This window comes from Flavobacterium sp. GNP010 (genome assembly GCF_056428945.1).
Genome location: NZ_JBWJVK010000041.1, coordinates 1 through 20,130 on the forward strand (window position 1 = coordinate 1; position 20,130 = coordinate 20,130).

The window sequence follows — 20,130 nt, forward strand, 5'->3', positions numbered from 1 at the left end:
AAAAAATTGATTTTTGGAATTTAAATTGCTATTTCATTAATCATTCATAGAAATCAAGAACTCCTCATTAGTTCTCGTTTGTTTGAAACGATCATTTATTAAAGTCATTGCTTCTACTGGATTCATATCCGAAAGCATTTTACGCATAATCCACATGCGTTGCAAGGTTTTCTGATCCAATAACATATCATCACGTCTAGTACTTGAAGAAGTCAAATCAATTGCAGGAAAAATACGTTTGTTTGCAATTTTTCTGTCTAATTGCAATTCCATATTACCAGTACCTTTGAATTCCTCAAAAATAACTTCATCCATTTTAGAACCTGTTTCTGTCAATGCAGTAGCAATAATACTTAATGAACCGCCATTTTCTACATTACGAGCTGCTCCAAAGAAACGTTTGGGTTTTTGCAAAGCATTGGCATCCACACCTCCACTTAATACTTTTCCAGAAGCTGGCTGAACGGTGTTGTACGCTCTGGCCAAACGTGTAATTGAATCGAGTAAGATCACTACATCATGACCACATTCAACCAAACGTTTTGCTTTTTCAAGAACGATATTCGCAATTTTTACATGCTCTTGTGGTTCTCTATCAAAAGTAGAAGCGATTACTTCACCACGCACACTGCGTTGCATATCAGTAACTTCCTCTGGACGTTCGTCAATCAATAAAACAATTAAATACACTTCAGGATGATTGGCAGCAATTGCATTTGCAATTTCCTTCAGCAACATCGTTTTACCCGTTTTTGGTTGTGCCACAATCATTCCGCGCTGTCCTTTTCCTATTGGTGAGAACAAATCGATGATTCTGGTGGAAATAGTACTTTGTTTTTCGGCTAATCTAAATTTTTCAGAAGGAAACACAGGAGTCAAATGCTCGAATGAAACTCTATCACGTACCACTTGAGGATCGTGTCCATTTATTTTTAAAACTCTAACTAATGGAAAAAATTTCTCTCCTTCTTTTGGTGGACGAACCACTCCTTTAACGGTGTCTCCAGTTTTAAGACCAAACAATCTAATTTGAGATGTCGATAAGTAAATATCATCTGGAGATGCCAAATAATTATAATCCGAAGAACGCAAGAAACCATAACCATCAGGCATCATTTCAAGAACACCTTCACTTTCTATAATTCCGTCAAATTCAAAATCAGAAGCTGCAAAATTACTTTTCTTATTTTTAAAATTTGGATTTTGATTCCCGTTACCATTTCCATTTCCATTTTGATTTGGATTTTGGTTCGGATTCTGATTTGGATTTTGCTTGTGTAATTGGTTTGGGTTTATCTTTTTTACTGGAGCAGCAGGAGCCTCAGTTTTTTCTTCAGTTGCGATGTCTGCAACAATCACAGTATCTGTGTTTGCTTCATTCACCTCTTCTTTATCCTTTTTTAAAGCAATTTTTTTCTCATAAGCTGATTTATTAAACTTAATAACTTTGCCTACTTTCTTTTCATTTACATTCGATTCCGCTTTAGGAGCAGCTTCTTCATTTGAAATAGGCTCAATCACAGCATTATTTTCAACTAAATCAGTTGTTTCAATTTCGTCTTTTTCAAAAAGAGTATTTGTTGTTTTTTTCTGAATCAATGCTTTTTTGACGGGAACTATTCTAACTCTTTTGGGCTTGTCGTCATCAAGACTCTCGTCCTTTTTTGTATTTGATGCAGCATCAACGGCAACCACTTGATGTTCTAAAATTTGACTGATTAAAGTCTCCTTTTTTACACCATTAAATTTTATGGTTTTAGCTGACTTAGCTATTTCTTGAAGCTCAGAAAGCTTCATTTCTTTTAATGCAGAAATATCAAACATGAATGTTCTATGAGTTTAATTAATTTTTGGGAAATAATGTAAAGATGGGTAGTGAACTTTATTTTGAATCAACCGCAGTATGAAGTGCTTACGGTATTATGATGCAATAATACGAATAAAATTTAATCAGACAATAGTATTTATTAAAAAGAAAATATATTTTTGTAAAAGATATTTAACAAATGATACAACGAATTCAGACTCTATATTTATTACTTGCTTTTGTTACAACTAGCATTTTACTTTTTTTTATTCCGCTTTGGATTTTAAAAGATGGTACAGAATTCTATTTCATGCAAAGCCAAGCGTATACCATAATATTAGGCCTAAGTACTGCATTGACCTTGTTAAGTGTTGTTTCCTATAAAAAAAGACAAAATCAGTTTGTTGTTGGCAGATTGAATATCATATTAAATTTGATTTTATTAGGATTGTTTGTATATCGTTCACTAAATCTATCTGGAGAGACACCTGCTGTTTCGGAGAAAGGTATTGGGATGTTTCTACCTGTACTTGCTATCGTATTTTTAGTTTTGGCTAATAAGGCGATCAAAAAGGATGAAGATCTTGTAAAATCTGTGGACAGATTGAGGTAAACCTATAAACTTTAGTTTATTAGTGCGAAGGAAACCCGAATGTAACAATTCGGGTTTTTTTGTGTCTTATCGTTGTCAATTGTTAAAAAAAGGATAAAAGTCTTATAAAACGATTTTGTCTGTTTTTTTTTATAACTTTGAATTTACGAATATCACTATGCTACAAAAAACTAGAATTCACCTTGCCGATGATCATCAAATTCTTATTGATGGCATTCGTACACTTCTAAACACCGTAACCGATTTTGAAGTAGTAGGCCACTCTCTCAACGGAAGCACTATTTTTAAAGAAGTCACACAAAACAAATCGGATATATTAATATTGGATATAAACATGCCAGAAAAAGATGGTATTGAAGTGATCAAGGAATTTGTAGCAAAAGGATTTCCTTGTAAAGTACTTATTTTATCCAGTCATGACGATTTAAGAATCATAAAGGAAGTCATGAAATTAGGTTGCAGTGGCTATTTGACAAAAAAATGCGCTGGCGAAAACATCGTTGAAGCCATACATGCTGTTTCAAGAGGTGAAGAATATTTTTGTAAAGCGGTTCGAGAAAAAATATTTAATTCCGTTACAAAAGACAATTTAAAATTAATTAAAAATATTACAGTAGCGCATCCAATTTTAACAGATCGAGAGCTGGAAATTATCAAACTAATAGCACTTGAATACAGCGGTAAAGAAATAAGTGATCAACTGTTTATAAGCATGAATACCGTAGAAACGCACCGTAAAAATATAATGAAAAAGCTTGACGCAAAAAACTCAATCAGTTTGGTTAAATACGCACTGAAAAACAAATTAATAAAATCATAAGCATACTATTATGAAAACCTTTTAAGCACTTACCTTAAAAGAAATATTTAGCAAATAATTACAGTATTTATGCCGTATAAATCTATTTTTGTAGTTTTAGTTTTAGTGCTTAATTTCTCGGGAATTATAGTTCTAAAACCTGAAAAACCGCCTCAAAAAAGTGCAGTTGTTCTACTTGCCAAAGAAGCAAATGAGCTTATGAAAGTAGGTGATTATGAAAAATCACTAATCAAATCAAGACTTGCCCTGCAACAAGCTATAGCATTAAAAGACGATAATTTAATAGCTGGAACTTACAATACAATTGCAGCAAATTTTGACCAATTAGCTGAATGTGACAAAGCGTATTTCTATTATTTAAAAGCATTAACGTACTGCAACAAAACCAATAACAATGTTTTAAAAAATTGGATTAATAATAATCTGGGAAACATCTATTGTTTTGATAAAAAACAATACGAAAAGGGCATTTACCACTACAAAAAATCACTAGAGTACAGCACAAAAATTCATGATTCTATCCAAATAGTTTTTACAAAACTAAATATAACTTGGGCTTACTTTGATATTGGTCGCTACGATAAAGGATATCCGTATTTACAGTATGTTAATAAATATCATGAAAAATACGGAGATAAATCTACCATTGTTGCACTAAACATGATAAATGGCATGTATCACAATCACAAAAATAACATACAAAAAGCATCTTTTTTTTTCCAAAATGCAATCAAACTAGGGAAAGAAGGAGATGAAAAATCAGACTTATCATACTCTTACCACGAATATTCAAAATTTTTACAAAAAAATAAAGACTATGAACATGCGTATCAAAATCTTGCACTTTTCAATGAGTTAACCACTGCCTTAAACATCGAGGAAAAGTTAAATAAGGCAACCGTAGCAGGAATAAATCTCGAAATAGATGAATATAAAAGAGAAATAGATAAAATAGGAAACGAATACAAAACCAAAGAATCCTTACTACTTCAAGAGCAATCAAAAAATAAAAAAATTTTAATACTGTTAATTCTTATTTTATTCTTTTTCTTTTTCCTTTTTTATATTTTCTCAGAGAACTTAAAACTTAAACAAAAAAACAAGATTAAAAATATACAGAATCAATTACAGCAACATACGATTAATGCCTCCATCAACGGACAAGAATTAGAACGAAAAAAAATTGCATCATTTTTACATGACAACATAAGTGCATTGCTGTCCTCTGCAGGACTACATCTAAATGCGTTTACCTCTACTCATAAGACTGATGCTGATGAGATCACAAAAACTAAATCTATTTTAAAAGAAGCACACGATCAAATTAGAGATTTATCACATGAATTAATGCCAACGCTTTTATCTCGTTTTGGTTTATTTTATGCTCTAGAAGATTTATGCGAAAAAAATTCTAATTCTGTACTTGAATTTAAATGTACGATGGTAGTGCCTACGACAACGCGCTACAATGAAAATTTTGAGATGAAAATGTACTTTATTACTATGGAACTTATCAATAACATCCTAAAACATAGTGGTGCAACTCAAGGATATTTAACAATTAAAGAAAATAATAAAATACTCCAAATCACTATTGAAGATAATGGAAAAGGATTCGACACTGCTACGTTTTATATTTTAGAAGGTTTTGGAATTAACCAAATTAAAGCCCGCATCAAAGCGTTAAAAGGAACTATTAAAATTAATTCCCAAATCAATTTAGGAACAACTATACTACTTAACATACCAATAACGTATCAGCAAAAAAGAACTACGTCCGCTTTTCCATCTCAATAATTTCCATATCCTTTATTTTGTCGCCATCAATTACAAATCGTAGCATCGTACGCACATGGTGAAAACCACTTTTTCCTGCCGCTCCAGGATTCATATGCAACAAATTATGCTTTTTATCAAACATCACTTTCAAGATGTGTGAATGTCCGCAAATAAATAACTTGGGAGGATTTATCTCCATCTCTGTTCTAATATTTGGATTGTATTTCCCCGGATAACCGCCAATATGGGTAATCCAAACATCGACTCCTTCACACATAAAACGATTGTGCAACGGAAATTCCATTCGGGCCGTAGCATCGTCAATATTCCCATACACACAACGAAACGGTTTTAGCTTTTTTATCGCATCGGTCACGGCCAAATTGCCAATATCACCTGCATGCCAAACCTCATCAGCTTGAGCTACATATTTCAAAATCGTATGGTCAATATGACTGTGCGTATCAGATAGCAGAAGTATTTTTTTCAAAGTGTTTTTTTTAGGAGCAATTTGCTTCGCCAGTTCGCTTCGCTCGTGTCCAGCTATCCGTTTCAATCTGTATTGTTTTTAAAATAAAAACAATACAGGATTTTCACTGCTATCTGGGCTAGGGTTTTGCGGTAAAAATAAACATTCGAATTCCAAATAAAAAATGAAATCGAAACTTAACAAAGTTTGCACCTGCGCGACTTCGTGGCAAAAAAATTAATAAGTATCTTTGTGACTTCAAAAAAAGACAGTTGAGATATTTCATAAAATTAGCATACAACGGAACCCAATATCACGGTTGGCAATACCAGCCAAACGCTGCATCTGTTCAGGAAACAATGAACAAAGCGTTTTCGGTGCTATTGAATTCAACTATCAACCTTATGGGAGCCGGTAGAACCGATACAGGAGTTCATGCAAAGGAAATGTATGCCCATTTTGATTTTGAAACGCCTATTGATGTGGCACGTTTAGTACATAAACTAAACTCCTACTTGCCAAAAGATATTGTGGTTTATGACATTATTCCAATTCATGACCAAGCACACTCCCGTTTTGATGCAACCAAAAGAACCTACGAATATCATATCAATACTTTTAAGGATGCTTTCAGACAGGAACACAGTTGGTATTTTCATCAACCATTAGATATTAATGTAATGAATGAAGCGGCCAAACTATTATTTAAACACACTGATTTTCAGTGTTTTTCTAAAGTAAACACCGATGTCAATACTTTTGACTGTACTATCTTTGAGGCGTATTGGAAGCAAGACAACGGTAATTTGATTTTTACCATTTCGGCCAATCGTTTTTTGCGCAATATGGTGCGTGCCATTGTGGGAACTTTAGTCAACATAGGATTACACAAGATTACATTAGCTGATTTTTCAGCAATTATAGAAAGTAAAAACAGAGATAAAGCAGGTTTTTCGGTACCGGCACATGGTTTATATTTAACCAAAATAGAATACAATTATTTATAGCCTCAGGCTGTAAGCTTAACGCATTATGCCTAAAGCATAAGGCTTAAAGAAAAAACATGAAAGCAAAAGCATTTGATACGCGATTATTCAAACGAATATTAAAATTTACAAAACCTTACAAATGGCGTTTTAATGGTGTGATTATTTTCGCCATTTCATTGTCAATATTTGCAGCCTTGCGTCCTTATTTATTGAAACAAACTGTAGATGGATACATTGCAACTGAAGATAAACAAGGATTGTTACTGTACGTAGTTTTGATGGGAATCGTACTTTTATTCGAAGTGTTTTCTCAATTTTACTTCGTGTTTTGGGCGAACTGGCTCGGTCAGGATATTGTAAAAGACATTCGAACGAAACTGTTTCAACACATTTTGAGTTTCCGAATGAAATATTTTGATCACGTTCCGGTGGGTCAACTTGTAACACGATCGGTTTCGGATATCGAATCTATTGCTCGGATTTTCAGCCAAGGTTTATTCATGATTATTAGTGATTTGATGAAAATGGTTGTGGTTCTGGCATTCATGTTTTATATGAACTGGACCTTAACCTGGATTGTGATTGTGGCTATGCCTATCCTGGTCTTTTTCACCCGAATCTTTCAAAAGAAAATGCAAGTTGCTTTTGAGGAAGTGCGTACTCAAATTGCCAATATGAACTCCTTTGTGCAGGAACGAGTAACCGGAATGAAGATTGTGCAACTCTTTAATCGTGAAAAAATTGAATACGAAAAGTTCAAACAAATCAACAACAAACACAAAACTGCTTGGATTAAAACGATCCTTTATAACTCCATATTTTTTCCTATTGCTGATATTATTTCGTCTTTAACACTTGGTTTTATTGTGCTTTATGGCGGAATAAAAATATTAAACGGAGATACTTTTACCACTTTTGGAGATTTATTTTCGTACACCATGTTCATCGGAATGTTGTTCAACCCTTTGCGCCAAATTGCAGATAAATTCAACGAAATGCAACTGGGCATGATTGCAGCAAACCGCGTTTTTGATATTTTAGATACCGAAGATCAAATTCAAGATACCGGAATTATTGAAGCACCTATCTTTAAAGGAGATATCCGATTTGAAAAAGTCCGTTTTGGCTATATTCCGGATGAAGAGGTGATAAAAGGAATTGATTTAGAGGTAAATGCTGGTCAAACAATTGCCATTGTAGGTTCGACAGGTGCTGGTAAATCAACAATTATAAACTTACTAAACCGTTTTTATGAAATTAACAGTGGGTCTATTTTTATTGACAATCAAAATATTGAGAATTATACATTAAGTTCCTTACGAAAACAAATTGCAGTTGTCCTACAAGATGTTTTCCTTTTTGCAGACACCATTTTTAACAATATTACTTTAAATAATGATGAAATTAGTAGAGAACAAGTCTTGGCTGCAGCCAAAAAAATAGGCGTGCACGATTTCATCATGAGCTTACCCGATAATTATGATTTTGATGTAAAAGAACGCGGAGTTATGCTCTCATCTGGGCAACGCCAGTTGATCGCTTTTTTGAGAGCGTATGTAAGCAATCCAAGTATTTTAATTCTTGACGAAGCCACTTCATCAATTGATACCTATTCTGAGGAATTAATTCAACGTGCGACGGAAACCATAACAAAAGGCAGAACATCGATTGTAATTGCGCATCGATTGGCAACTATTGTGAATGCTGATAAAATTGTGGTAATGGATAAAGGTCTTGTCGTAGAACAAGGAACGCATCAAGAATTGATAAACCGTGAAAACGGGTATTATAAGAATTTATATGACTCTCAGTTTTCGGTAGCGAACTAAAAATTAATTAAACGAACCTATTAATACCATCAAATTAACTTTTCCGTTTATGAAAAAAATTTGTTTTTGTCTATTAATCCTGATGGCTCATTCTTGCATTCCAGTAAAAATTGCGCCGATTATCAAAGGAGAAAAAATAGCAAATGCAAAAAAATTTAAAAAGGATCTTCCAAATTGTAATGGATTCATTTTTGAAGACACAAAAAATGCTGCTGAGTTTTACAATTTTATGAATGCAAAATATGATTTGAATCATACAAATGTTGAGTCGAATATTCCAATTACTATCAATAATAAAATCTACTATTTATCCTTTTTTGAACGAGAGAGAACCACAAAAACAGTAAATTTAATACCCTTTGCAGTTGATGCAGCATTAAGCGCCAAGGGCAATGATCCTATCCTTGATGGCCTTTATACCTCCAGAAATGGCTATTGGTACATCATTATTAGCGTTAGAGACGCCGAGCTTAAAGATTGTTTGGATTCTAATTATCCGCAGCAACAAGATGTATTTCTTCATTTAAAAAAATTAAAAGAGGAGTATTTTTCAACCAGCAATTATATCGAAGCTTATTTAAAAATGAAATAATACTTCAGTACAACTTATGCTTTCTAATAAACTAGACAAACGGCATTTTTTTTTAAAATAAATCCTTAATTTTGCTACATAAAAGCTAAAAAACAAACTGTAAAATAACAATAATAAGATTAATTGCATTTTACTAAAAATAAAAAACAAATAAAATTAAAAAATGAAATACGACATTATAGTTTTAGGAAGTGGTCCAGGCGGATATGTTACAGCGATTAGAGCATCACAATTAGGCTTTAAAGTAGCCGTAATAGAGAAAGAAAACTTAGGAGGTGTATGCTTAAATTGGGGATGTATCCCAACGAAAGCATTACTAAAATCAGCTCAAGTTTTTGATTATTTAAAACACGCTTCTGATTATGGATTGACTGTTTCATCATTTGACAAAGATTTCTCAGCTGTAGTACAACGCAGTCGTTCTGTTGCTGATGGAATGAGCAAAGGAGTTCAATTCCTAATGAAAAAAAATAAAATTGACGTAATTGATGGTTTTGGAAAACTAAAACCAGGAAAGAAAATTGATGTTACTGCCAAAGACAATACGGTTACAGAATATAGTGCAGACCATATTATAATTGCTACTGGAGCTCGCTCTCGTGAATTGCCAAATTTACCTCAAGATGATGTAAAAGTGATTGGTTATAGAAAAGCAATGACACTGGCAACCCAACCAAAATCAATGATTATTGTAGGTTCTGGCGCTATTGGAGTTGAGTTTGCACACTTCTACAATTCTATGGGAACTGAAGTAACCATTGTAGAATTTATGCCAAATATAGTTCCCGTTGAAGACGAAGACATTTCGAAACAAATGGAGCGTTCTTTGAAAAAAGCAGGAATCAAAATCATGACAAACTCGTCTGTTGAGAGAATTGATACTTCTGGAGCAGGTGTAAAAGCATTTGTGAAAACGGCAAAAGGAGAAGAAGTTCTAGAAGCAGAGATCTTACTTTCGGCTGTTGGAATCAAAACCAACATTGAAAACATTGGATTAGAAGAAGTAGGAATCGCTACTGATAAAGATAAAATTTTGGTAAATGCCTACAACCAAACAAACATTCCAGGATATTACGCTATTGGTGATGTTACGCCAGGACAAGCGCTAGCACACGTAGCATCTGCAGAAGGAATTAATTGTGTAGAAAAAATCGCGGGACTTCATGTAGAACCTATCGACTACGGAAACGTACCCGGTTGTACGTATGCAACTCCAGAAATTGCCTCAGTTGGTTTGACTGAAAAACAAGCTAAAGAAAAAGGATACGAATTAAAGATTGGTAAATTCCCATTCTCGGCATCTGGAAAAGCAAAAGCCTCAGGAACACCTGATGGTTTTGTAAAAGTAATTTTTGATGCAAAATATGGTGAATGGTTGGGTTGTCACATGATTGGAGCAGGAGTTACAGATATGATTGCTGAAGCAGTTGTAGCGCGTAAACTGGAAACTACTGGACATGAAATCCTAAAAGCAATTCACCCACACCCTACCATGAGCGAAGCAGTTATGGAAGCGGTTGCGGATGCATATGGCGAAGTTATACATTTATAGATTTCAACTTTTGGGTTACTTGGCCAATTCTATCTTTTAGGCTCAGTAACGATTTTTGATTTCAGATTTATTAATCCGATTGGTGTACACCAATCGGATTTTTTTATGGCATTTAAATAAGGAATACAGTACATATTCTTTTCAAATCCAATATGGCGAAGTATCAATACTTAGTATGTTATTAAGCTTAATTTTCAATTTAAGTATTGGTTTTCAAACTGTTAATCTAAAAATTATGAAACTTTTTTACAGAATTACATAACAACATAAGTCCTTATAATTCAGTAATTTGACTAAATGAAAATAGTAAATCAAACACAGAAAAATTTCTTTATCTAACTATTTAAATAAAAGTCTATGAAAAATATTTATTTGAATGCTGAAACAATTAGCGATGTTTTTAACGGACTTGAAAATTCATTTAGTGCTATTTTAAACTCAACTGATAACGATTTTAAACTAAACTTAAATACTAATTTAATAAAAGGGCAAATTCAAGGAATTACTTTTATAAATGGCATTACTGCTGTTCAGGTTGAGATGAAATTTTTTGATGATGTAATGCTAAGTATGGAATCTTTAGGCACCTCATCAATTGTATTTGCTTACTGTGATGGCGATCATTTCAAACACAGTTTTGGCAGTTCAGGTCAGCATATAAGCATTAGAAAACACCATTCTGCAGTGATCAATAGCAATCGAAGTATCAATACGGTCTTGCATTTTCATAAAAATTCAACTGTTCAGTTCTCACTAATTAAAGTTGAAATTGGAAATGTAGGAAAAACAGTCAATGATTCTTTACTGTATAATTTGAAAAAAACTTTTTTGAATAAACAAACCAATTACTGCTATAATGGGCTACAAAACATTAAAATTGCAGAAAAATTAAGATTTTTAAAAACTATTACAGCTCCGGGAATGGTAGGACATATTCTAAAAAAAGACTGTATTCAATCGATATTAGAAATGGAAATAAATGACAATACTGCTGCGTTGCAAAAGTTATCAAATTCCATCAATCGTTCGGCTTTGAACCAAATCAATGAAATAAAAAAAATATATAATTTTATCAAACCCTATGCTATTGGTTCTGTATATCATAAACTAATGCCTTCTAAAAATAAAATTTTGATCAAACCCATTTTAGAAGAAAATTAGATACTTGGTTCACTTTTTGTCAATAAAAAAAATCTACTTGTAATATTTTAATCTCCAACCTGTTTTGATTAGTTTCTCACCACGATATCTAAATAAAAATTTATTTTAAACACAAAGAACTCATTTTGTGGGAATTTAACATATTAACATTTATTTACAAATCAGGGTTTTGAACGTATTCAATTCTACTCTATCTTTGTTTTTAAGTGATTTTACTAGTTTAATTCTGAATATATTTTACCATCAATGAATATTGAATCCAACCGTTTTTCGAATATATTACATAAAAACCAAAATGAAAATTGGGTACGAGCGATTGACTCTTCAAAAATTATCAATTGGATTGATGATTTGTTCAAAATATTATTTCCCGAGAAGGCTCTTGAAACTATCCATATCGAATTACTGTTGGATCAAAATAAAGCCAACTTTATTGCAATTCTTTCAGAAATTGTAAAAGATAAAACGGCCAATGAAATTTTAGATGATGCCGAAGCTTTTTACACAAGGTTACCCAGTTTGTATAATGCTATGCAAAAAGATGCGCAAGCGATTCTAGATACTGATCCTGCAGCAGACTGTATTCAGGAAATAATCAACTCCTATCCTGGTTTTTTTGCTATAGAAGTCTATCGCATTGCCAATGCTATTGCATCTCGAACAGCTTGTCTGCTGCCGCGAATACTTACGGAATACGCACATAGCAAAACTGGAATTGACATTCACCCCAGTGCAACCATTGATGTTCCGTTCATGATAGATCATGGTACCGGAATTGTTATTGGTGAAACCACAATTATTGGGAAGTTTGTGAGTATTTATCAAGGTGTTACTTTGGGAGCTTTGCAAGTAGAAAAGAGCATGCAAGAGAAAAAACGCCATCCTACAGTTGAGGATCATGTTATTATTTATGCCAATGCAACGATTTTAGGCGGAAGTACCATTATAGGCAATCACAGTATTGTAGGCGGAAACACGTTTATTACCAAGAGCGTCAATCCGTACTCTTTTGTGATGCAATCCAATAAAAATACGGTTTTGAATCAACAAGAAATTAAAGACATCAATTTTTTCTCAATATAAATATTATGAAATACAACAACATACTCGAAACAATTGGCAATACTCCACATGTAAAAATTAATCGCTTATTTGGGGCCAACCATAATGTGTGGATTAAGCTCGAACGTGCTAATCCTGGCGCTAGTATCAAGGATAGAATTGCTCTAGCCATGATCGAAGATGCCGAAGAAAAAGGGCTACTAAAAAAAGGTGGAACCATCATTGAAGCTACTTCAGGGAATACAGGAATTGGACTAGCAATGGTAGCGGCAGTAAAAGGATATACCTTAATACTAGTTATGCCAGAATCGATGTCTATTGAACGTCGCCGACTCATGAGTTTGTACGGTGCAGAATTTGTTTTGACACCCCGAGAAAAAGGAATGAAAGGTGCTTTAGAAAAAGCTAAAGAATTAGTAAGCGAAATGCCTAATGCATGGTCTCCGCTACAATTTGAAAATCCTGCAAATATCGAAATCCATAAAAAAACAACCGCATTAGAAATTATAAAAGCATTTCCAGACGGTTTAGATTATATGATTACTGGCGTAGGAACTGGAGGTCATATTACGGGTTGTGCTGCAATTTTGAAACAACACTACCCCAACTTAAAAGTATTTGCAGTAGAACCTGAAGCGTCACCAGTTATTAGTGGAGGTGATCCTGCTCCTCACCCTATACAGGGAATTGGCGCTGGATTTATACCTGTAAACCTGCATACAGATTTACTTGATGGAACCATACAAGTGAGCAAGGACGAAGCCTTTGCCTATGCACAAAGAGCAGCTAAAGAGGAAGGAATGTTTATTGGAATCTCATCTGGGGCATCACTTGCTGCAGTGGCTAAAAAACTACCAGAAATCCCAGAAAATGCTAAGGTATTAACCTTTTGTTACGATACTGGAGAACATTATTTAAGCATTGAAGGTTTGTTTGTTTAAACGAAGAATTTATTAAACACCATTACTAGCTTGCAGTTTAATTCATCTTGCTAAATGTTACTAAATTACCTTAATTAAAAGCTATTTTATGTGAACCTAACGGATTTATAATTCTGTAAAGTCAAATTATTAAAAAATTACAATATTACTATTTGTTTAATTTATTGTTAAAAAAATTAAACAAATTAAATTTATGTATATATTTGTTAATCTTAATTTAAACAAAAATAATATTATGAAATTAGTAAAAACAATTAGCGCATTTGTACTTTTAGGAGCAATCGCAACTTCTTGTGGAGAAAAGAAACAAGCTGAATCAACAGAAATGGCAGACACTACTGCTGTCGCAGTAGACACAACAGTTGTTGAAGAAACTCCAAACATCGTAGGTGTAGCAGCTGGAAATGCTGATTTTTCAACACTTGTGGCAGCAGTTAAAGCCGCTGGGTTGGTAGAAACTTTAAGCAGCGAAGGACCTTTCACAGTATTTGCACCGAATAATGCAGCATTCGACAAACTACCTGCTGGAACTGTAGATGGTTTATTGAAACCAGAGAGTCTTGAAAAATTAAAAGCAGTTTTAACGTATCACGTAGTATCTGGTAAATTTGACGCTGCAACTGTAATTGATGCTATCAACAAAAACAACGGAAAATATACCGTTACTACTGTACAAGGTGGTAAAATTGTTTTAAGTTTGATGGATGGAAAAGTAATGCTAACGGATGCTAATGGTGGATCTGCAATGGTAGTACTTGCTGATGTATCTGCTTCAAACGGAGTAATACATGCTATTGATACAGTGGTTATGCCTAAATAATTTATTGCTTAATCGAAAACGCCGTTGCTATTAAGCAACGGCGTTTTTTTTTACCATTATGTCCCGTCCTGAAATAGCGATACACAATAAGTATCCTAATAGAAAACAACTTGGAAACAATTATTTTAAATGCTTTTCAAAGCCTCAATCAGCACATCAATATCCTCTTTTGTGTTGAAATGACTAAACGAAATGCGTAAACTTGGCTTTTTTAAATCATCGTCAGAAAGCATTTCGGCTAGAACATGTGATGGTTTTATGCTGCCAGACTGACAAGCACTTCCGCGAGAAACCGCAATTCCTTTCATGTCTAAATGAAACAGTAGCATCGCTGTTTTTGCTGGAGCAAAAGGTAATAGAACATTCAATATAGTATAAAATCCGTCTGGAGTACCATTGATTTTAAAATCTGGAAATTCAGTTTTGAGCTGGATGATCAAATAATTTTTTAACTCTGTAATATGATTCTGCTCCACTTCTAAGTTGGCATAGGAAAGTTCCAATGCTTTTGCCATACCCGCAATTTGGTGCAAGGCTTCGGTTCCAGCTCGCAGTCCTTTTTCTTGTTCCCCACCAAAAAACAACGGTTGTAAACCGGAATTTTTTCGAATATAAGCAAAACCAACTCCTTTTGGTCCATGAAATTTATGGGCGCTCGCCACAATAAAATCAACGGAAATCGATTGCAAATCAATATTCATTTTACCAATAGATTGAACGGTATCTGAATGAAACAAAACCTTATGCTCTTGACAAATACGACCAATTCGCTCTAAATCTAAGATAGTCCCAGTTTCATTATTAACGTGCATCAGACTTACAAGGGTTTTCATATCCTTTGAAAGTAACTCTACTAAATGCGTAATGTCTATTTCGCCATTGGGTTTAACATTCACATAATCAATTTGAATCCCAAACTCTTTTTCTAAAACTAACGCTGCGTATAAAACTGCATGGTGCTCTATTTTACTGGTAATAATTCGTTTTACCTGTAAATCTTTTACAGCAGAACGAAGAATCCAATTGTTGGCTTCTGTTCCGCATGAAGTAAAAATAATCTCCTGAGCAGTTGCATTGAGATTCTTTGCTATCGATTTTCTAGAAAGTTCCAATATATTTTTAGCGGCACGACCTAAACTATGAGTCGAAGATGGATTACCAAACTCTTCTGTCATAACTTTGCTCATTTCTTGGATCACTTCGGCACGAATAGCAGTTGTTGAAGCGTTATCGAGATATACTTTTTTCATACTTTTAAAATTAAAAAATTACTTTAAGACCTCTATTTCTGAAGAGACGACCTTAGATTTCCTGTGGAAAATAAACTTCTCATTAAAGATAATTATCGAAATGATTATCAGCCCATAGGAAAACAACTGAAGTGAAGTTACATCTTCATGATAATAAAATAGCGCTAATAGAAATCCAATAATGGGATTAATATAAATCATAATACCAACTGCAGACGAATTAATTCCCTTTAATGCGTACAAATTCAAAAACAATGGAATGATTGTAAAAAAGACTACAATTACTAATAAACAGCCATAAAATAATGGCTCTACAGGCAACAAGCCACTATGACTAGGATAAAATGGTAGCAAAATGACCGCAGTAAAAACCAATTGAATCGTTAGAACTAGAAATTTATCCAACTCCGTATTTTTTCTTTGGCTTACTAAATAAAGTGCATAAGTAGCTGCCGTAATCAAGCTGTAAAACAGATCTTCGAAATGATTGATAGACAATAAAATACAGCTAAAAAAGCTAATTAATACCGCAAACCATTGCCATTTACTCAATTTTTCTTTCAAAATGACAAAAGCAAATATAGTTGTCAAAATTGGACAAATCATGTAAGCCAGCGAAGCTGCTTTCACACTTATATGATTCATGACATAAATAAAAACAAACCAGTTTGAAGACAGTAGCACGCCACCCCCAAGCGTTAAAAAGACAACACTTTGTTTTTGTTTGATAGACAAACTCTTGAAATGATTCCAATTTTGCAACATTACACTACTCCTAAAAACTCCATTGATGAATACCATGAGTGCAACACTAAAAAAAACACGGTAAAATAAAATATCCAACGAAGCGTAATTATGTAGCGGTTTTAACGCTAAACTAAAAAAACCCCAGATAAAAAAAGCAGAAAAGGCAGCAAGATAATATTTGTTTATTCTCATTTAATACTAAAATTTTAGCAAAGATAATGATTTATACTCGCTTTGAATTCGACCAATCGCTACAAAACAAAAACGCTAACGCTATTATTTTTTAACATTTAAAAAAAAAATAAAAACCCAAAATCCTGTTAAAAAATCTAATTTTAAAGTAGAATTCAATTGGAACAAATTAAAAATTCTATTTTTGTTACAAATAGTATAAAAATGAAAAGAGTTGTAAGTATATTAATTTTGGCCATGTTTCTAAATGGTTGTGATGATGGAGATTTAATTCAAGAAGACATAAATTTTGAAAATGCAACCGCACAAAAATGCTCCGCCAATAACATAATTTATAAACTTAAAGATAGTGAAGCCCTTATTCTTGATGCCACAGGAATTATTTTTCCCGCTGAGACTACAATTCAAGAATTAGACATTAGCACAACCAACCGCGTGATCTATCGTTTTTATAACGGGACAGTTACTGCAGCTACACTTTGTGAATCAATACCACCAGCAACTCCAGTTGTTAGCAATCAATGGACAGCTGTTAGCGGAAAAATAGTAATCACAACCACTGCTGTAAAAACCACGAATCAAACTGATAACAGTACTAAAATTACTGGTTACAATCATAATATCACCTTTAAAAACATCACGTTCGATAAAGGGAATGGCACCCAAGTGTATGAGACATTTGCTTTTGGCGACTATGCAACCAGTACTAATTCATTGCCATTTGCTTTTACCAAAGTGCTAAAGCAATGTGCTACTTCCAAACAATTGTATGACAAGAACAGTAGTGAAGCGCTTATTCTTGACATTGAACCCAACCTAATTGTGAATGAAGCAACACCACTAAATACACCAAGAACAGGTTTAATAGGCGAAACTAAAAACAAACTTACCTACCGATTATTTTCTGGTTTATTGACTGATGATTACTTTTGCAAGACTACTTATCCTGCAACTCCAGCAATAACAGAAGAATGGATTGGAGTAACGGGTGTGGCAAATACGAGCGGAATAATTGAAGTTACAACTACTACTTTTGGAACAGGATTTAAGCATACCGTTGTACTTAAAAAAGTAAAAATGAAGAAAGGAAACAGCGATTTTATTTTAGGAGACAACTATATTTATGGCGAATTATTGACCACAAATTAAACTAAAAAAAAGCCAAATTTTTAGTCCAAAATCAACAGATTTTTGTGCAAAAAAAAGGTCTTATTTTTAAGTGATTTAATCCATTAAATCACTTAAAAATTAGACCTTTTTTTTGTGTTGTAAAGACGTGAAATTTGATTTACATCGCACTTTGTTTGATAAAAACTTCTGTTGCACCTTGACCATATTTTTGATAATTACCTTCTTGAAAAGCGATATTATCATAACGACCCAATAAGAAATCCAACTCTGCTTTCAGAATTCCTTCCCCCACACCGTGGATAAAAACAATCTTTGGAATGCGATTGCGTATGGCAAATTCTATATGTCGTTTGGCCGTTTCCGTTTGTAATGTTAGAATATCATAATTCGACATTCCGCGTTTGTTGGGCACTAACTTTTCGATGTGTAAATCAAACTCTGGGGCTGCAATTTCGTGCTTTGATTTCTTTTCTTTGACAAAATTACGTGGTTTTGGAATCTCTTTTTCTTTTGCAATTTCATCTACATTGATTCTTCTAATAGAATCTAGTAAGTTACTGGAATCGTTTATTTTAATCAACTCGTTGACAAGAAACGTCATCGTAAATCCATCCTCTGTTTCTACGGTAACATGCTTGTCATTGACTGACAACACTACTCCATTTATTGCTTCGTCAAGCACAGATACTTTATCTCCTTTATTAAACATTTTCGTCTTCTTTATCTTGATTTTTACTTGGTGTTTTGGCACTCAATTGCATCATTCCCATCATGAAAACAACAATAGCAATTACCATAATGAACACATTTTTTTCGGCACTCACCTGCTCATATAAAGCAATTGTAATCGCCACAACCATTATTGGAATTATAAACTTTCTCATCTTTTTACTTATCAGTTTTCAAAAGTAATGAATTTAAAATTGCATCAATTAGTATAGCAACCGTTTCTTATTTTTTTTGTAAAATTGTAAAAAGAAAAACCATTGAATTTAGATAAATACATGTTGCCCTGTTTAAGCAAAACGCTGTTCGGAATAGAGTGTTTGGGTTGTGGTTTTCAAAGAAGTTTTTTGCTCCTCATACAAGGAGATTTTGAAGGCGCTTTCAAGATGTATCCTGCCATTTTTACCACGCTTTTTTTTCTAGGAATTTTGGCTTTGAATTGGATTGATTCCAACCGAAATTTCAAAAAATTGATTATCGGTTCAGCACTACTAAATGGTGTTATAATGATTGTGGGGTATTATTTTAAACACTACTAATCCTAACTTTTTTTACAAACGTATTTATTTGATACGTGATAAAATATCATTCATCTTTTCGATTTGTACTTTTTGAATTTCTATTAATTCTTCTTGTTGGCGCATAATTAAATGATCCAGTTTTTCATGAAGCATTCTAATTTCAAGTTCTGATTTCAAATTTATCATATAATCTTTTTTGGCTCTTTCCCTGTCTTTTTCTTCCTGGCGATTTTGACTCATCATGATCACCGGTGCTTGCAATGCAGCAAGACATGATAATATCAAATTCAATAAAATAAAAGGATACGGATCAAACCCTTTATTCAGCAGCAAATAAATATTAGCCAAAATCCACAAAAAGATAAAAACACCAAAAAGGATTATGAATTTCCAGCTTCCGCCAAAAGCAGCTACCTGATCTGCTACTTTTTGACCTACAGTTCGAACACCAATTTCATCTTCAACTGTATTTACTAGAGACTTGTCCTCGTTTAGCGATCCAATTACTTTGGCTTCAAAATTAGACAACTCCCCTATTTCGACAACGAGGTAATTCGAAATATACTTTTCACGAAACATATTCAATTCTGAGATGGATAAAAACTTGCTTTCATCAAAATCAAGATACTCATTTTGAATTAGTGTCAAAATTGGGTTTCGTATCGCTTTACCAGCAATTCTATCCATTAAAGGAAATTCTTTTTTTGAAATGTCGCTGATGAAGGAAGTTTTGGATTTCATGAGATATGTTTATGGGCTAAAGTAAAAAAACGGTTTCATCCAAACTAATTATCGGCTCCTACATATTGAAAATAAAACAGATACAACTTTGCTTTCAAATTTCAATGGAATAAAAGCTGTATCCCAAATCTTTTTTCTCATTCATTTATTTAACAAAAATATCAAAAAATGCCCAATAGCTTTTAGAAGAAGATCTAAATATTTAGAAATACTTCAATACCTTTGCATTTCGTTTTAAAGCTCTAAAAATGTTATTTTATTTCCAAAATATTCACTGCTATTATTGTTGTTGCTGTTATTAAAATACTCGCTTCATCAAACAATCTTGAATCTTGAATATCAATTGTAAACCTAAAATCTGAGGTTTGCGCCTTAAGTTACTATACCG

Annotated in this window: 20 protein-coding genes; 13 read left to right on the forward strand and 7 right to left on the reverse strand. The window is 33.3% G+C overall.

The genetic code is table 11. From position 1 onward, the window contains the following. Positions 1-36: 36 nt before the first annotated feature. Complete coding sequence (gene rho / locus AC061C_RS13620) at positions 37-1,824, reverse strand: transcription termination factor Rho (RefSeq protein WP_478291619.1); 1,788 nt, start codon at positions 1,822-1,824, stop codon at positions 37-39. Between the two features lie 182 nt (positions 1,825-2,006). Here rho and AC061C_RS13625 point away from each other — a divergent pair, with 182 nt between their 5' ends. From AC061C_RS13625 to AC061C_RS13635, 3 genes are all read left to right on the forward strand, one after another. Then, the gene (locus AC061C_RS13625) at positions 2,007-2,420 is read left to right on the forward strand and encodes a DUF4293 domain-containing protein (protein WP_478291620.1); all 414 of its coding nucleotides are present in this window, start codon (positions 2,007-2,009) and stop codon (positions 2,418-2,420) included. A gap of 157 nt (positions 2,421-2,577) precedes the next feature. Then, complete coding sequence (locus tag AC061C_RS13630) at positions 2,578-3,240, forward strand: response regulator (RefSeq protein ID WP_478291621.1); 663 nt, start codon at positions 2,578-2,580, stop codon at positions 3,238-3,240. A 69-nt stretch (positions 3,241-3,309) separates the two neighbouring features. Continuing rightward, the gene (locus AC061C_RS13635) at positions 3,310-5,037 is read left to right on the forward strand and encodes a tetratricopeptide repeat-containing sensor histidine kinase (protein ID WP_478291622.1); all 1,728 of its coding nucleotides are present in this window, start codon (positions 3,310-3,312) and stop codon (positions 5,035-5,037) included. On the opposite strand, the gene AC061C_RS13640 is transcribed toward AC061C_RS13635, so the two are convergent. Next, a complete protein-coding gene (locus AC061C_RS13640) occupies positions 5,012-5,509 on the reverse strand; it encodes a metallophosphoesterase family protein (protein ID WP_478291633.1) in 498 nt (165 codons plus the stop codon). The genes AC061C_RS13635 and AC061C_RS13640 overlap by 26 nt on opposite strands. Positions 5,510-5,760: 251 nt before the next feature. On the opposite strand from AC061C_RS13640, the gene truA reads away from it, so the two are divergent. The 8 genes from truA (at position 5,761) to AC061C_RS13680 (ending at position 14,434) form a co-directional block, all read left to right on the forward strand. Further along, complete coding sequence (gene truA / locus AC061C_RS13645) at positions 5,761-6,495, forward strand: tRNA pseudouridine(38-40) synthase TruA (protein WP_478291623.1); 735 nt, start codon at positions 5,761-5,763, stop codon at positions 6,493-6,495. 56 nt (positions 6,496-6,551) lie between these two features. Next, the gene (locus AC061C_RS13650; RefSeq protein ID WP_417971331.1) at positions 6,552-8,306 is read left to right on the forward strand and encodes an ABC transporter ATP-binding protein; all 1,755 of its coding nucleotides are present in this window, start codon (positions 6,552-6,554) and stop codon (positions 8,304-8,306) included. 49 nt (positions 8,307-8,355) lie between these two features. After that, positions 8,356-8,898 (forward strand): hypothetical protein, encoded by a 543-nt coding sequence (locus AC061C_RS13655; protein ID WP_478291624.1) that lies wholly within the window; start codon positions 8,356-8,358, stop codon positions 8,896-8,898. A gap of 163 nt (positions 8,899-9,061) precedes the next feature. After that, the gene (lpdA, locus tag AC061C_RS13660) at positions 9,062-10,450 is read left to right on the forward strand and encodes a dihydrolipoyl dehydrogenase (protein WP_478291625.1); all 1,389 of its coding nucleotides are present in this window, start codon (positions 9,062-9,064) and stop codon (positions 10,448-10,450) included. A gap of 357 nt (positions 10,451-10,807) precedes the next feature. Beyond that, positions 10,808-11,611, forward strand: a complete 804-nt coding sequence (locus tag AC061C_RS13665; RefSeq protein ID WP_478291626.1) for a hypothetical protein — start codon at positions 10,808-10,810, stop codon at positions 11,609-11,611. Positions 11,612-11,857: 246 nt separating this feature from the next. Next, positions 11,858-12,694: a serine O-acetyltransferase gene (locus tag AC061C_RS13670; RefSeq protein WP_478291627.1), complete on the forward strand. Its 837-nt coding sequence runs from the start codon at positions 11,858-11,860 to the stop codon at positions 12,692-12,694. Between the two features lie 5 nt (positions 12,695-12,699). Continuing rightward, positions 12,700-13,614 carry a cysteine synthase A gene (gene cysK, locus AC061C_RS13675; RefSeq protein WP_309757235.1) on the forward strand — a complete coding sequence of 305 codons (915 nt, stop codon included), beginning with the start codon at positions 12,700-12,702 and terminating at the stop codon, positions 13,612-13,614. Positions 13,615-13,849: 235 nt separating this feature from the next. Beyond that, positions 13,850-14,434: a fasciclin domain-containing protein gene (locus AC061C_RS13680; RefSeq protein ID WP_478291628.1), complete on the forward strand. Its 585-nt coding sequence runs from the start codon at positions 13,850-13,852 to the stop codon at positions 14,432-14,434. A gap of 125 nt (positions 14,435-14,559) precedes the next feature. Here the strand turns inward: AC061C_RS13680 and AC061C_RS13685 are convergent, their stop codons facing one another. Both AC061C_RS13685 and AC061C_RS13690 read right to left on the reverse strand, forming a co-directional pair. Beyond that, the gene (locus tag AC061C_RS13685) at positions 14,560-15,684 is read right to left on the reverse strand and encodes a cysteine desulfurase family protein (protein WP_478291629.1); all 1,125 of its coding nucleotides are present in this window, start codon (positions 15,682-15,684) and stop codon (positions 14,560-14,562) included. 18 nt (positions 15,685-15,702) lie between these two features. Beyond that, complete coding sequence (locus tag AC061C_RS13690; protein ID WP_478291630.1) at positions 15,703-16,623, reverse strand: EamA family transporter; 921 nt, start codon at positions 16,621-16,623, stop codon at positions 15,703-15,705. A 204-nt stretch (positions 16,624-16,827) separates the two neighbouring features. On the opposite strand from AC061C_RS13690, the gene AC061C_RS13695 reads away from it, so the two are divergent. Further along, a complete protein-coding gene (locus AC061C_RS13695; RefSeq protein ID WP_417977283.1) occupies positions 16,828-17,772 on the forward strand; it encodes a hypothetical protein in 945 nt (314 codons plus the stop codon). A 139-nt stretch (positions 17,773-17,911) separates the two neighbouring features. Here the strand turns inward: AC061C_RS13695 and AC061C_RS13700 are convergent, their stop codons facing one another. Then, positions 17,912-18,463 carry a DUF8465 domain-containing protein gene (locus AC061C_RS13700; RefSeq protein ID WP_309757229.1) on the reverse strand — a complete coding sequence of 184 codons (552 nt, stop codon included), beginning with the start codon at positions 18,461-18,463 and terminating at the stop codon, positions 17,912-17,914. After that, positions 18,456-18,638, reverse strand: a complete 183-nt coding sequence (locus tag AC061C_RS13705) for a hypothetical protein (RefSeq protein ID WP_309757227.1) — start codon at positions 18,636-18,638, stop codon at positions 18,456-18,458. Before AC061C_RS13705 ends, AC061C_RS13700 begins: the two co-directional genes overlap by 8 nt. A 102-nt stretch (positions 18,639-18,740) precedes the next feature. On the opposite strand from AC061C_RS13705, the gene AC061C_RS13710 reads away from it, so the two are divergent. Next, positions 18,741-19,019 (forward strand): DUF2752 domain-containing protein, encoded by a 279-nt coding sequence (locus AC061C_RS13710; protein ID WP_478291631.1) that lies wholly within the window; start codon positions 18,741-18,743, stop codon positions 19,017-19,019. 24 nt (positions 19,020-19,043) lie between these two features. Here AC061C_RS13710 and AC061C_RS13715 read toward each other — a convergent pair whose 3' ends face one another. Continuing rightward, positions 19,044-19,742 carry a DUF1003 domain-containing protein gene (locus AC061C_RS13715; protein WP_478291632.1) on the reverse strand — a complete coding sequence of 233 codons (699 nt, stop codon included), beginning with the start codon at positions 19,740-19,742 and terminating at the stop codon, positions 19,044-19,046. Positions 19,743-20,130: the final 388 nt, after the last annotated feature.